Here is a 13,770-nt window from a genome sequence, read left to right on the forward strand (position 1 = left end):
AGACGGTGAAACCAGCGTGCGACCGCGTTGCGACGCTTGCGGAAGGCATCCAGGCACAGGGACCGGCGGTTGCCTGACCGGTCGGCACGGCGCTGAACGGCGTCGGGGTGACCGTGCGCCCGGCGCGGCCGGGGAGGTCAGAGCCCGCCCGTGTTGAGCAGCCGGTTGGGAGTGTCGGAGCGGACGCCGCGCACGACACCCCGGGTGGCCGTGTGGTCGAGCCAGACGTGGACCTCGTCGGCCGTGGCATGGGGATGCGTCGACAGGTACAGCGCGATCACGCCGGTCGCATGCGGTGCGGCCCAGGATGTCGCCCCGTCGTCCTCCGTGGTCGTACCACCGCCGGCGAGGGCGGCGGTCACCTTCTGGCCGGGGGCGTACAGGTCCACGCAGCGTCCGTAGCCCGATCCGTAGGAGCCGCCGTCGCTCCACGCGCGGTCGTTCGAGGTGGAGGCCGCCACGACGATCGTGCCGGGAACTCCGGCCGGCGAGTGCTTGCACGCGTCGTCATGGAAGTTGCCGGCCGACACCACCGTCGGGATCCCCGCGTCGACCATCTTCTGCACAGCGGACTCCAGGGCCGCCGACCGGTGGTCGAGGTTGAGCGACATGTTCACCACCGCGGGCCTCTGCGCGTGCGCGGTGACCCACTTGACCGACTTCACCAGGGCCGCCTCGGCCGCGGCCGGGGAGCCGCCGCCCTCGCTCTCACACAGGATGCCCTGGACCCGTACGAGCTCCGCTTTGGGGGCCACCCCGTACTTCGTGCCGCCGATGATGCCCGCGACGAACGTGCCGTGGCCGAGCCCTGCCTCGTTGAAGCAGTCACCGGAGTCCTTGGGGCCCACGAAGTCGGCGCCGAGGTGGGCGCGTCCGCCGAACTCCTCGTGGGCGACGGCCATCCCGGTATCGATCACGTAGACATGAACGCCCTTGCCCGTGGCGGTGGTGGTGAGCTTCCCGTTCAAGGGCCGCGATCGCTGGTCCAGAATGTCCAGGTTCCACGGCACGTGCCGGCTGAGGGACGGCACCGCGGCCCGCGCGATCCCGGACATCTTTCCCAGGGTGCCGGAAGACGCCGGCGCCGAGCCGGACTGCGTCGCCTGCCAGGAGGGCGCCACGGACCCGTGCTCCGCGTGCGCGGAAGCCTTCCCGCCGCTGCTCTCGGCCGCGGCGTCGGCGTCCCCGCCGCATGCCGAGGCTCCGAGCACCGTCGCCATGGCCACCGCCGTGAGACCGGCCTTGGTCGTGTTCCGCATCACAACGTCCCCCCTGCTTCGTCCACAGTCAGCGCACAAGACGGCCACAGGGGGCGGGGCGGTTCCGGCATGACCCGCTGGCGCCGCCTGTCTCTTCCGTCCGCGAGGCGGCGGTGACGGCGGCGGCGTGTGCCTGCAGCTGTTGTTCGGCCAAGGAACCGCTGCAGGGCCTGCATGTTCCCGTCCGGCAGACGCTCGGCCACCGGCTGGTGCGACTTGCGTCAGCCGTCGGGCATCAGGCCCGCAGACGACACTCACCCCACCGCCGCTGATCCCGCCCCGGAAACGACCCGAACGCATCGGCAACGGACCCCGCCAACTCGCCGAGGCGCCTCACCCCCGGAACGTCACTTGGCGCCCGGCTCAGACCGTCGTGCGGGTCACCGGAATCCACAGCTGCGCCTCGGACCACGCCGGGTCGTCCTGCGACGGGCGTGTGCGCAGGATCTCCGGCCCCGGACGGTACTGGTACGGGTTGGACGGGATCCACTGGGCGGCCACGTCGCCCCACATCTGCTGCAGCGCCTGCGGGAACGGCCCGGTGTTCTCGAAGACTGCCCAGGTACCCGCTGGGCAGTCCAGCACGTCGAGGTCCTCCGGCAACTCGGCGGCAGTGGTCACCACGGCGTGGTAGTAGTCGAGTTCACTGCCCTCCTCGAAACCGTCCGACAAGCGCACGGTAGCGGACACCACGCCCTCCGGCTCCCCCTGCGAGAAGCCGGCGATCCGCAGCATCGTCTCCGGCGCGATGCTCTGGATGTGCTCGGCGATGTGCGGGTTGATGCCCTGGTAGATCAGCGGGACGCGGGCCTTCTTGCCGACGACCCGGAATGCTTCCTTCTCCACGATGCGGTACCGCATGGTGCTGTTCCCTTCGACGGTGAGGCGGAAGGATAGCCGGGGCTGTGAGTTCAGAGCCGCGCCGGTACGCCTGGCCTCGCCGGGACCGACGCCGTGCACGGCGCGGAACGCCCGGGCGAAGGCTTCCCCCGACGTGTAGCCGTAGCGGATGGCGATGTCCAGCAAGGTTGGTTCCCCCGCCAGCACTGCGGCCCCCGCGACGGTGAGCCGCCGGCGTCGGATGTACTCCGACAGCGGCATCCCCGCCAGCGACGAGAACAACCGTCGGAAGTGGTACTCCGACGTGACCGTGATCCGGGCCAGCGCGGACACCTCGATGTGCTCGTCGAGGTGCCCCTCGATGTGCTCCATGGCCTGGTTCAGCCGATCCAGCAACCCCGGCCTCCTTCCCTTTCGATCACCAACTTAGGAAGCACCAAGCCTTCCGCACCCGACATCCTGTGCCCGCTCCGGTCGGGTGCTGGCGAAAGCGTGCTCGATGCGGGCGCGGACCTGCTTGTGGGACTTGTTGTGTGCCTGCTTCCCGTCCGGGAGTTCCTCGCCCTTTCGGCGCCGGTGGGGCATCACGAGGCTGGTGCCCGGGTAGCCGCCGTCCGCGATCGTCATGGTGCGGCCGACGGCGGCCTCAACTCCGGATTCCTCCCATGCCTTGCAGTCGGCGCAGCGGCCGGCCGACCACGACGACCAGACGGCTGTCGGCGTCGATGACGACCTGGAGCACGGCATCCTTGCGGAACCGCTTGCGCGGCCGGAGGGCGAGCACGGGACCGAGATGCCCGACGATGCGGTCGGCCGCGGACTTTGCGGGAACGTCTTCGGCCCTGGTTCGAAGCCGTCGACGTGATCTCTGCCCGCCAGCCGTTGCCGGAGGCGTTGGCCAAGATGGCGATCTTGCTGCGGGCATGCGGTCTCACCGATGCATCGTTTGCCCTCTGCGACCGGGCGGACTCCGTTGAACGGATCATGCTGACGGAGGTCGTGCGAGCGGGCACGTGGCGCAAGCTGGGTGATCTTCAGCAGACTTTGGCGGCGTTCGAGCGCGCTCTGGCCCTGGAACCGGCCAACTGGTCGCTCTACCTGGACCTGGCCGACGTGCGTGCTGAACAGGGCGACTTCACCTCTGCGGTCCGGCTGATCGATCAGGGGATGAGGCACCAGCCGACTGAGCTCTCACTTCGCGCGGCTGGGGCCGCCTACCGTGCACGACTGACCGGCTCGCGTGCCGATCTGAGCGAGCTCGTCGAACTGGCGCCGAATCTGCCGAACGACTCGTACCGGGACCTGCTGATTGATCACGCGTGTGCTGGCCCTGCGCTGCCTGCCGAACTCGTGGCTGCGGCCCGGCGCTTCCAGAACCGCTGAGAACCGAGCACATCAAACGGTTGGGCGAGTACAACACGCACGAGCAGCGAACAGCCCCGTGCTCGTGGGCCGTGTCTGTACCGCGCCGGGTGCGCCCGGGCGACGACGCGGGCGCCGATCCGTCGGGCGGGCTGGTTGGTGACGGTGCAGAGGCGCGTGGTGGCCCGGGTCAGGGCCACGTACAAGTCCCTTTCCCCACCGCGGCCGGACTCGATGACGACGAGGACGGCGCTGAGAACTGACGGCGTCAGGTGCCGACCATGCGCACCGATCAGCTTGTGAGCCGCCGCCTTGGTCAGCCGCTTCGCAGCCCCGGGGCCTACGAGGTGGCGCATCGTCACGTCCTACTCATCCGGGTCCCAGGCGCTGAGCTGCTCGAAGAGACGTCGGTCGCCGTCGAGCTTCAGGGAGCCGATCGGGATACGGTCGTGCAGCATGAGGACCAGCTCGCTGGCCGTGCCCCGAGCGGAGGAGAAGGCGGCGGCCGCGTCCGGGTCCTGGCCGGCAGCGGTGGCCAGCGTGGTGCCGGGCCCGGGGAGGCGGGTGCTCCGTGCGCCGTCGGCGGAGAGCGAGAGGCGCCAGGAGCGGCCCTCGGAGGCGTGGAAGTCGATGACAGCGGGCTTGTGCGGCCAGGCACTTGACGTTGCGCCGCAGGTGGACAGGAACTCGTCGACACCGTCCAGCGCCACCTCGTCCGGCAGCGGCTGCGGGGCACCTATGGTGATCTGGGCGTCGTACGTGTGCACCGTCATCTGCTGGAGCTGGTGCCGAGCTACGGCACCGGAGGTATGCGGCGACTGCAACGTCTCCCACCACGCCCAGCAAGCGCGATCCGGGCCGGCCTTCCGCAATGCGTCCAGCAGTTGCTCCGTGGACTCCGCCAGCCAGGCCAGCAGGGCCTCGCGCTCGCGAGGCGCAGCCGGGGCGCCCTCCGCTGCGGACTTGGCCGGGGCAGGCCCTGCGGCGACGGTGGCGGCCCAGTCGCGGCGTCCCTCGCCGATGTGCTCCGCCAGATCGAACAGCGTCCACTCGGGGCAGGTCGGCACCTGTACGTCGAGGCTGGGCGCGGAGGCGACCGCGGCGCGGAAGGCAGTCGACCGTTCGTCGATCAGCCGCAGGAGAACAGGGAACTCGAGTGTCGTTGTCACCCGGAATCCCTATCACTGCGTTCCGACAATCGGACAGCGATTTTCACAGCCGCCATCGTGGGCGGTCCCTCACCACCGCGGAGAATGATGGAGGACCTCTCCCCCGCCGACCGTGCGTCACCCACGGTCATTCTCCAGCCCCGGCCTTTCCCCGCAGCATCCTGCCACCCGGAGGCCCAGAGCAATCCCGGACCCAACGCTGTTGCGTACAAGCAGGTCCAAAGACGGCTTACGAGCGGGCACTTGGCCAGCGCGCCTCCGGCCCGTACTACCGGAGGACCGTCAGAACAGCCCCCTGGCACGGTTGAAGCCACTACCGATCTTGACGCGGGTGCCGTACGCCCCCTTGCCGTCGCCGGACTGGCGGTAGAGGTTGCCGGCAGTGTCGCGGGCGATCAGGTCGTTCTTGCCGTCGGCGGTGATGTCGCCGACGCCGACCACCACGTCGTAGGAGCCGCCCCAGCGACTGGCGATCTTGACGCGGCCGGCGAAGGTGCCGTTGCCCTTGCCGTAGTAGCGGTACAGGTTGTCGGAGGTGTCCTGGGCGATCAGGTCGCCGATGCCGTCGCCGTTGAGGTCACCGGCGCCGACGACCTTCTTGTACGTCTTCCAGTCGGCGTACAGCCTCACGCGCGCGGAGAGGGTGCCGGTGCTGGTGCCCTTGTAGAGGTAGACCGCGCCGGTGGAGGAGTTGCGGGCGATCAGGTCCGGGCGGCCGTCCTTGGTGACGTCACCGGGGTAGGTCAGGGCGTCGTACTGCTTCCAGCCGGTCGTGGAGACCGTCTTGTACGGCGTGCCGGCGGCCGACGGCTGGTTGCCGCAGCCCGGCCGGTAGGCGCGCAGGGCGTCGCCGACGCGGACGAGGAAGTCGTTGCAGCGGTCGCCGTTGAGGTCGCCGAACGGCACCGCCTTGATGCTCGTCGGCCAGCCGCCGCCGATCCCGCCCCCCGTCAGGTCGCCGCGGCCCGTGCCCAGGAGCCACTGGACCCTGCCCGAGGTGTCGAGTCGAAGCAGGTCGCCGAGGCCGTCGGAGACGATGTCGGCACCGCCGCCGAAGTCACGGAAGGCCGGGCTGCCGCCGGCCACCGCGACGGTGCCGGTCGCCAGCGTCGACGGGGTGCCGGAGCCGTACTGGACGGCCTTCAGCGTCCAGGTGAGCCTGCCGTTGACGGCGACCGCGCCGGTGCTGGTGCGGCCGTTCCAGACCGGGGCGATCGTCGTGGCGGAGCCGGGGTCGCCGGTGAGGGTGCGGACGGTCCGCCCCGCGGTGTCCTTGAGCGTCAGCGTCCACGAGGCGACGGCGGAGTTGGTGGTCCAGGAAGGCTTCCAGGCGGCGCCGGAGGAGCTGGTGCCGTTCAGGAACACCCTCGCCGGGACCGTGCTGTCCGTCACCTTGAGCGTGGGCCAGACCATGGTGGAGGCCATCACGTCCGTGTCGTAGGAGACGGTGGACGACGGCCCCCAGACCGCGGTGGCGGAGCCGACGGCGTCCGCCGCGATCTCGACGTGCACCGACCGGCCGCCACCCACCCGGCGCGCGGACGTCCACCGCCCGCCGGCCAGGGTGGACTCCCACACGGACTCGTGCTGTTGGTCGGCGTCGAGCTCGGGCCACAGCACATGGACCGAGCCGTCGGGGGCGATGACCGCGTCGGACGTGTACTGGTCGTCACCGGAGGACAGCGTCCTGGACGCCGACCAGGTGCCGTCGGCGCTGTCGAAGGTGGTGGTCCGTACGGCGTCCGCGCCCGTGGCCCGGTCGGTCCAGACGAGGGTGACATCGCCGTCGGGCCCGACCAGCGGCTCCGGAACCTCGGCGGGCTCGCCGACGGCGGTCGCGGCGGTCTGCGGCTGGCTCCACGCGGAGGCCGCGCCGGCGCGGCGCATGATCTGGAAGGTGCCGTTCGCGTCCTGCCACACCAGGTGGACCGAGCCGTCCGGGGCGGAGGCCAGCGTGGGAACGTGGGTGGCCGCGGTGATCTCCTGCGGGGTCGGCCAGGTGTCGGTGCCGAACGGCCTGGTGTTGGTCATCACCCGGTAGTACTGGGAGCTCACGCTCATCCAGTACGAGACGACGAGGCCGCCCTGGCCGTCGTAGGCGATCTGCGGGTGCCCGACGGTCCCGTAACCGGAGACACCCGCGTAGGCGGCGGCGTTGCTGACCTGCGCCGGGGTGGACCAGGTGCCCTCCCCGTCCAGGGTGGCGGCGTACGCCTCACTCCTGCCGGTCCGCCACACGCGCTGGCTCCACACGGCGGCGATCGTCCCGCCCGGCCCCACGGCGAGGTCGGGGGAGTCGAAGTCCGTGCTCTGGTCCGAGGCGATCACTGTGGGCTGCGACCAGGCGGACTGTCCGGCGCCCAGGGTGGCGGAGGCGATGTGGTCGGTCGTGGTCCACACCGCAGCGACCGAACCGTCCGGCCGGGCCGCGAGGCGCGCCTCGCTGACCGTCTCGGAGGCCAGGACCCGGGTGGTCCACGTCTCGCTGTTCGCGGGGCGCGTCGCCCAGTGGAGGACGCCGGTCGTGTACTGGGTCCAGACGGCCACGGCGGTGCCGTTCCTGGTGATGACGACGTCCTGGACCTCGGACTTGTAGCCGTACAGCGACGCCGGGCTGCTCCACGGCGGCTGCACGGTCGCCGCGGCCGCCGGTACGGCCGGGAGCGCGCTGCCCGCGAGGGCGAGCGAGACGGTGACGAGTGCGGTGGCCGCCGCACGACGGCGCGACGGCAGCGCTGATCTGCCCATGTGTGTGGATTCCCCTCCCCGTAGGGGCCGTTCGCCCCCCGATGGGCACCATAGGCGGTTCGTGAGCGAATCGTGAAGGAGTTTGATCAAAGGGCGTACTTCACCCGGCTGCAAGCCGGATCGGCAAGCTCCCTTGGTGGATCGGCGCACGCCCATGTCGCATGAGGCCTCTTCCAGCCGCCCACGGGATCGATGAGCCGCGTGGTCAGTCGCGTCTCCCTCCCGGCCGGGCCCCGGCCATTTTCTAGCCATTGAGGTAAGTGCGCTGATTCGGGGGTTAGGGGCGCGTAACGTCCGGGCGGCTGCGGGATTTTGACCTGCGGGAATTGGTGTGAGCGTGGAGGCGATGGTGGTCAGTGGTGGGGATACGGTGTTGCGGTTCAGGACGTTGGTGACGTGAGTTGTTGGCAGATCAGCTGGTGAGCAAGTTGTGCCGTCGCGAGCAGGTCCTCGCGGGCCGTGTCGACGTTGGACCGCACTGACAATCCGTGCCAGACGGATTGGATGAGCCCGGTCAGGACCGCTGCGTTGGTGCCCGCGGCCAGTTCCCCGTCCTGGATCGCTCGTTCGATGCGCACGAGGAGGGTCTGCTCGTTCGAGCTGTGCAGTTCGGCGACGTAGGCGCTGGTATCGAGCGTGCTCGTGCTGTCGGTCATCACGGCGCTGCTGATGAGACATCCGGGATGCGTGTCGCTTGGCTGGGTGAACTCGTGGACCGAGTCGGTGAGGATGCGTTCGATGACCCTCTGGATGTCCTTCTCGGCGACAGCCTGCTGGTAGATCTCGCGGTAACGCTCGGCGTAGGTCCGCACCGCTTCCTCGAACAGTCCGGCCTTGCTGCCGAAGGCGGCGTAGAGGCTAGAGGTGGAAAGCCCGAGGGCCGCGGTCAGGGTGCGGGTCGAGGTGCCGGAGTAGCCGCGCCGCCAGAAGAGGCGAGCGGCGTCAAGGACCGCACGGTCGCGGTCGAAGGCTCGTGGTCGTCCACGGTTGCGTTCGGTCACGCTTGCATTGTAGATCGTTCGCTCCATAATAGATTTATGGAGCGAACGATTCAGAAGAGGCTGTCGGTCGGCGGGGACAGCTGGGTCACGGTCGATGTGTACGGCGAGCCGGATGCCCCGAGCCTCGTCGTCGTCCCGGGCGTGATGAGCGATGCGCATACGTGGCGCCGTGTTGCGGGCGCCATCGACGCCTGGCCCTCAGTAATAGTCGTAAACCGCCGGGGACGTACTTCCTCAGGGCCGTTGACCAACTCGTACTCACTGCGGACAGAGGTTGAGGACCTCGGCGTGGTCCTTGACGAGTTCGACAGCACGAGGGCACTCTTCGGCTGGAGCTACGGCGGCTTGATCGCCTTGCTGACCGCCAACGATCGCCCGATTCCCCAGGTGATCGCCTACGAGCCGGTGATGCGGCCATTCGGACGTCATGCACTGCCGGACCTGAAGGTCGCAGCGGAGACGGCGGACTGGGATCGCTGCGTCGAGATCGTCAATCGGCGGATCTCCGGCTTCTCCGCTGCGCATGTCGAGGATCTTCGGGCCGATCATCACGGTTGGGCGATCTTGCGTCGCTTGAGCGGACCGCTGTACGCCGAACTCGGCGCGCTCAACGCGACGCCGCCTCCGGATGTGATGGCGCGACAGGCAGATCAAGTCGACCTGATCATCGGCCAGCGCAACCGCGGAACAGCCCCCTACGGAACGTCGTTCGACAACGTGCGGCAGCACGTCGCTCACGCCGGAGTCCACGAACTCCCCGGCCAGGGCCACCTGGCCCACATGCAGGCGCCGGCAGAACTTGGCCACCTGCTCAACACCCTCGCCGCCATCTGATGGGCACCCATGCCGACGCACCTCTCTCCGGGGCCCTAGCGTCGCGAGGGACGCGACCAGGTCTGTCGCCGTTGCGCAGCACGCCGGGCAGCCGAAGCTGTCTCCAGGTCGTCGCGGGTGCGCACGGTGTGCGGGTGCTCAGGGCCCAGCACACGAGCGCGGTCAGCGAGGGTCTGTCGTAGCAGGCGTACCGCCTCCTCCTGCTCCCCCATCCTGGCCAGTGCGCCGGCGAGGTTGTGGCGGCTGGTCAGGGTGTCGGGGTGGTTGAGGCCCAGCACACGGATGCGGTCATCAAGGGTCTGCCGGTGCAGGCGGACGGCCTCCGCATGCTCGCCCATCCCGTCCAGGGCGAGACCGAGGCTGTCACGACTGGCCAGCGTGTGCGGATGCATGACGCCCAGCACACGGGCGTGGTCGTCAAGAGCTTGCTGCAGCAGCCGTTCCGCTTCCGCATGCTCACCCTGCCTGGCCAGTGCGCTGGCGAGGTTGTGGCGGCTGAGCAGGGTGAGGTGGTGTTCGGGGCCCAGCACACGGATGCGGTCGTCAAGGGTCTGCCGGTGCAGGCGGACGGCCTCCGCATGCTCGCCCATCCCGTCCAGGGCGAGACCGAGGCTGTCACGACTGGCCAGCGTGTGCGGATGCACGACGCCCAGCACACGGACGCGGTCGGCGAGGGTCTGCCGCAGCAATGACACCGCTTCTGCATGCTGCCCCGTCCCGTCCAGGGCACAGGCGAGGTCGTGACGGCTGATCAGGGTGTCAGGGTGCGCGGGGCCCAGGACACGGTTACGGTCCTCCAGGGTCTGCCGGAGCAGACGTATCGCCTCAGCCGGCTCGCCCATTCCGAACAAGGCATTGGCCAGGTGGTTGCGGCTGGTCAGAGTGTCGGGGTGCTGGGGGCCCAGAGTGCGGCTCTCGAAGTCGAGGACGCGTTCGTGAAGCAGGCGGGCTGCACTGAAGGCGCCGGCGTGCTCCAGTACTTGCGCGAGCGTGCTGAGGGCGGTGCGGTGGTGTGTGGCGGAGCTTGGTTCCGGGAGGTCGAGCAGCACCGGTAGGTGAGGGGCGAGGAGTACGGCGGCAGGCCAGGCGGCGCGCCCCTGCTCGTCCACCTCGTGCACGGCCGCGGTCAGCCGCTCGGCAAGGGCTCGGTGCCAGGTGGCGAGATCGGGTGCCTCGGCCGCTAGCGCGACGGCATTGATCTCTCGGATCAAGGGGTGGAGCACCACCTGCGTCGGGCCGCTGATGCCCGATGCCAACCCGGCGTTGCCGGAAGAGTCAGGAAGGTCAAGCAGGCCATACCGGTGCAGACCCGCAAACGCAGCATCCAATGCTGTGACGGTGACGTCGTCTCCGGTGACGGCAGACAGCAAGTCCGGGGTGATGAGGGACAGCGGGATGGGAGCTTCGGCCAGTATTGCCAGCAGTCGCAACACGGGGCGGGCCAGAGCGTTGCCTTCTCTGGCGAGCTGGTCCAGGGACACCTCCCAGGTGTGCCGCACCACGGTGCGGGCAAATTGCGGATGGGAGGCGTCCGGGTGTTCGGCTCCCAATAGGAGGGGCAGTTCATGCTCCAGGGCCTGGCAGTAGGTGGTGAAGGTGCGGTAGCGGCTGGTGGGCCCGGCCAGGTAGGTGCCGGCCGCGTGCAGCGCCAGCGGGAGGCCGCCGAGCCGCACGGCCAGGTCCCGAGCCTGCTCGGCTGTGCCAGCAGCGGGAGCGACGTCGACCAGGATCTGGCCTGCAGGCTGTGCGGGCAGCGGCGTCAAGGGCAGTAGCCGGGCACGCGGCCCCCAGGTCTGCGGGCTGCTGTCCCGGCTGGTCATCACCAGCAGGCCTCGGCCGTGCGGGCGGATCCAACCGCGGTAGTCAGCCAACGGCTCCCCTACCGGGCCGATCTCTTGCGGCTCGTCGGCGTTGTCCAACACCAGCAGCCACCGCCGCGCCCGACCCAACTGCCGCCACACTGCATCGGGCAGACTCACCCGCCCGGCTCGCGCGGAATCCAACTCTGCCTCGGGCAGCCCGCAGGCCAGGGCCACCTGCACCATCTGCTGCGCCAGCTCGGCGGCATCACGCCAGCGCACCCAAAACACGCGCCAGCCCGCCGCGTCGGCTTGGGCAGCGAACTGCGCGGCTACCGTCGTCTTGCCCATCCCGCCAGCCCCGCACAACACCGCGAACCGTCCTTGCGGCCACCGCAGCATGCCTGCCAGCTCGGCCAGCTCGGCCTCACGTCCACGCACGCGCTCCACATGCGGAGGATGTAAGGAATCCTGCCGGCTCCAGGCCGATCGGCCCGCTGGTCCCAGCCGCACCGGCGGTCCTGCTGCGGCATCCAGCCGTCGGCTCCACAGCATCAGCCCGACGCTGGCGGTCACCAGCACGGCGAACACTGGCCAGATCACCCACGCGTGAGCCGCCCACCCCGGCACGGTGGCACTGGCGTAATTGGTCACCGGCCCCAGCCCCGCCGCCACGACTGCAGCCGTCCCCGCCACAGCCGACCCGGCCCACGCACTCTGCCTACGCCCCATAGTCGCCCCCCGGTCCACCGCCATCAGCATGCCCAAACCGGGACCACCTGCGCGGAAGGTTGCAAGACTCGTAGTAACGCCGACACCAGCCCCTGCCGCAGTTGCCGAAGCCCGAGTTCGTCTTGATCCCCATCGAGGCCCCACCGGAAGTGCCCACCCCGATCGCTGCCGATCTCAGGGAGAGCGGCATCCCTGGCGGGTTGATCGGATACGAGTACCGGCCGCTGAGCGAGCCTGTGTACTTCGGGGGGTGGTGAGCGGGGACTGGGCGCCATCGCGACGAGTGGACTGTTCGGACGCATCGCCGTCGACCTGGCCAGTGGTCACGTGGTGCAGATTCCCAAGATCGAGTCAGCGGCGGCCCATCACGTGAACAGAGGCCTCGAGTCCTTTCGTCGATGCGCCGCCGCTGTGATCGCACGTTTCAAGTTCCATGCGCAGGACGACGAGGAGGGATTCGAGGAGGTGGCGGAAGAGGTACGCGATCTCATCCCGGCGCCACCGCTCCACCGACCGCTCGCTCACCCCCGCAGAGCCGCGGCGACCGCGTAGTTCGTCTTCCCGCACTCGAAGCGGACGACAGCCTGCAACCGGATCTGCTCCCGCGCGGTCCTCTCCGAGTCGGTCAGCCCACCACCCTGCGCGTATCTCACACCCCAGGAGCTACCGGAACCGACAGACCGCTGTCAGGCGAACCGTCCCGACATCACTCGATCAAGCTCAGTAGCACTCTGCCACTGGCCACAGAAGTTGAGCCAGAGCCCGAGGAATGACGTCACTCCGGGGACGGCCCGCCGCCCGCGGGGGCGGCGGCCGTCGAACGTCCGGCCGGTCAGTTCAGCAGGGCAGCCGTGAACGTTTCGCGCTGGTCCGTCAGCCAGGTCTGCATGCGGTCCCAGCGGGCCCAGCCACCACGCTCGTCCAGCGCCTGGAGATAGACGCGATCGCCGTCAGCGACGCGGCGGGCGACGAAGGCCCGGCAGACCTCCGTGGCCTGTTCGATGACGCTCGGCAACTCCGCGCGGTCCAGCAGCGAGAGGCCGTAGCTGTCCGCAAGGATCCGCAGCCGCGCGGGCGCATCCAGCCCGGCGGGGTAAAGGGCGGCCGCGGACGCTGGATCGACCATGGGTATCCAGTAACGGGCGGTCATGGCGACGTCCCAGAGGGGACGGCCCGGGGCCGCCAGGTCGAAATCGATCAGGGCAGCGGCGCGGCCGTCGCGGAAGACGACGTTGTCCGGACACACGTCGTTGTGGCACAGCATCGTTCCCCCCTCAGGATCGGCAAGATCCCGGGGCCACCCGGCATGGGGGTCGACCGCGACGACCGCGTTGGCCCCATGCAGGCGCCGCAGCAGGCTCCCCACCGATTCCAGCGCGGTCTTTGTCATCGCCCAGTCCGGGAACGGCGGCAGAGGCACGTCGCCGGGGACGAAGGTCAGCTGCTCGCGGCCGTCCGGGGTGAGGCCGACGGGGGTCGGCGCCGCGTCGAAACCGTGTTCCTTCAGCGCAAGGAGATAGGCATGCAGGGCGCGCGCGTTGCACGGCGCGGGGCGTTCCACCAGCTCACCGTGGCGGAAGACCGCCCCCGCGTTCGCCATGCCGCCGATCAGCGCCTCGCCCTCAGCCATCATGACGATCACGCTACCGGCAGGTCGGCCCCGCGCAGGCCGGTCCTCCACCAATTCGAGGACTACATGGCCGGTACGACAACGTGCGATTCGACCGCACACCGGAAGGCGTGGTCACCATGACCCTCCACACGGAGGGTGACAGCATGATGTGGACCCCGGGCAACGCCCGCGACGAGATCGCGTTCGCCTTCTCCGACGTCGCCGGCGACCTTGAGGTCGAAGTGCTCATCCTCACCGGTGCAGGCGACAACTTCATCGTCGAGTACAGCTACGGAGAGTCCGGCGAGCCCGTCCCCGCGGGCCGGCCGCTGAATTTTTCGCGGAATCCCGCCGAGGATGTCGAAAACGCCAGGCGTGCTTCTACCTACGCGTGAGAGCCCCGCCCGGGGCGGC

At 69.6% G+C, this 13,770-nt stretch carries 11 protein-coding genes and 2 pseudogenes; 3 read left to right on the forward strand and 10 right to left on the reverse strand.

Annotated features, from left to right (window positions below; translation table 11 throughout):
* Positions 1 to 137: 137 nt before the first annotated feature.
* From AB0B40_RS21945 to AB0B40_RS21960, 4 genes and pseudogenes are all read right to left on the reverse strand, one after another.
* On the reverse strand, positions 138 to 1,259 hold the full coding sequence (locus AB0B40_RS21945) for a S8 family peptidase (protein ID WP_362265081.1): 1,122 nt from the start codon (positions 1,257 to 1,259) through the stop codon (positions 138 to 140).
* A gap of 140 nt (positions 1,260 to 1,399) precedes the next feature.
* Positions 1,400 to 1,596: pseudogene (locus AB0B40_RS21950) on the reverse strand (transposase); the annotation flags it as partial.
* Between the two features lie 26 nt (positions 1,597 to 1,622).
* The gene (locus tag AB0B40_RS21955) at positions 1,623 to 2,495 is read right to left on the reverse strand and encodes an AraC family transcriptional regulator (protein WP_345046277.1); all 873 of its coding nucleotides are present in this window, start codon (positions 2,493 to 2,495) and stop codon (positions 1,623 to 1,625) included.
* An 87-nt stretch (positions 2,496 to 2,582) separates the two neighbouring features.
* A pseudogene (locus AB0B40_RS21960) lies at positions 2,583 to 2,925 on the reverse strand (transposase family protein); the annotation flags it as partial.
* Between the two features lie 35 nt (positions 2,926 to 2,960).
* Here AB0B40_RS21960 and AB0B40_RS21965 point away from each other — a divergent pair.
* Positions 2,961 to 3,482, forward strand: coding sequence for a tetratricopeptide repeat protein (locus AB0B40_RS21965; RefSeq protein WP_362265084.1), 522 nt, complete (start codon positions 2,961 to 2,963; stop codon positions 3,480 to 3,482).
* A gap of 344 nt (positions 3,483 to 3,826) precedes the next feature.
* On the opposite strand, the gene AB0B40_RS21970 is transcribed toward AB0B40_RS21965, so the two are convergent.
* From AB0B40_RS21970 to AB0B40_RS21980, 3 genes are all read right to left on the reverse strand, one after another.
* Positions 3,827 to 4,630 (reverse strand): maleylpyruvate isomerase family mycothiol-dependent enzyme, encoded by an 804-nt coding sequence (locus AB0B40_RS21970; protein WP_362265086.1) that lies wholly within the window; start codon positions 4,628 to 4,630, stop codon positions 3,827 to 3,829.
* A 282-nt stretch (positions 4,631 to 4,912) separates the two neighbouring features.
* Positions 4,913 to 7,378 carry an FG-GAP-like repeat-containing protein gene (locus AB0B40_RS21975; RefSeq protein ID WP_362265088.1) on the reverse strand — a complete coding sequence of 822 codons (2,466 nt, stop codon included), beginning with the start codon at positions 7,376 to 7,378 and terminating at the stop codon, positions 4,913 to 4,915.
* A 380-nt stretch (positions 7,379 to 7,758) separates the two neighbouring features.
* Positions 7,759 to 8,379, reverse strand: coding sequence for a TetR/AcrR family transcriptional regulator (locus tag AB0B40_RS21980; RefSeq protein WP_362265090.1), 621 nt, complete (start codon positions 8,377 to 8,379; stop codon positions 7,759 to 7,761).
* A 36-nt stretch (positions 8,380 to 8,415) separates the two neighbouring features.
* Here AB0B40_RS21980 and AB0B40_RS21985 point away from each other — a divergent pair, with 36 nt between their 5' ends.
* Positions 8,416 to 9,213 (forward strand): alpha/beta hydrolase, encoded by a 798-nt coding sequence (locus AB0B40_RS21985; RefSeq protein WP_345046284.1) that lies wholly within the window; start codon positions 8,416 to 8,418, stop codon positions 9,211 to 9,213.
* Positions 9,214 to 9,248: 35 nt separating this feature from the next.
* Here the strand turns inward: AB0B40_RS21985 and fxsT are convergent, their stop codons facing one another.
* The 3 genes from fxsT to AB0B40_RS22000 all read right to left on the reverse strand — a co-directional run bounded on the left by fxsT (position 9,249) and on the right by AB0B40_RS22000 (position 13,377).
* The gene (gene fxsT / locus AB0B40_RS21990; protein ID WP_362265092.1) at positions 9,249 to 11,666 is read right to left on the reverse strand and encodes an FxSxx-COOH system tetratricopeptide repeat protein; all 2,418 of its coding nucleotides are present in this window, start codon (positions 11,664 to 11,666) and stop codon (positions 9,249 to 9,251) included.
* A gap of 599 nt (positions 11,667 to 12,265) precedes the next feature.
* On the reverse strand, positions 12,266 to 12,397 hold the full coding sequence (locus tag AB0B40_RS21995; protein WP_362265095.1) for a hypothetical protein: 132 nt from the start codon (positions 12,395 to 12,397) through the stop codon (positions 12,266 to 12,268).
* A gap of 179 nt (positions 12,398 to 12,576) precedes the next feature.
* Positions 12,577 to 13,377: a phosphotransferase gene (locus tag AB0B40_RS22000; RefSeq protein ID WP_362265097.1), complete on the reverse strand. Its 801-nt coding sequence runs from the start codon at positions 13,375 to 13,377 to the stop codon at positions 12,577 to 12,579.
* Between the two features lie 80 nt (positions 13,378 to 13,457).
* Here AB0B40_RS22000 and AB0B40_RS22005 point away from each other — a divergent pair, with 80 nt between their 5' ends.
* Complete coding sequence (locus AB0B40_RS22005) at positions 13,458 to 13,751, forward strand: hypothetical protein (protein ID WP_362265098.1); 294 nt, start codon at positions 13,458 to 13,460, stop codon at positions 13,749 to 13,751.
* The last annotated feature ends 19 nt before the right edge of the window (positions 13,752 to 13,770 follow it).

This window comes from Streptomyces sp. NPDC042638, assembly GCF_040647235.1.
GTDB lineage: Bacteria > Actinomycetota > Actinomycetes > Streptomycetales > Streptomycetaceae > Streptomyces > Streptomyces rameus.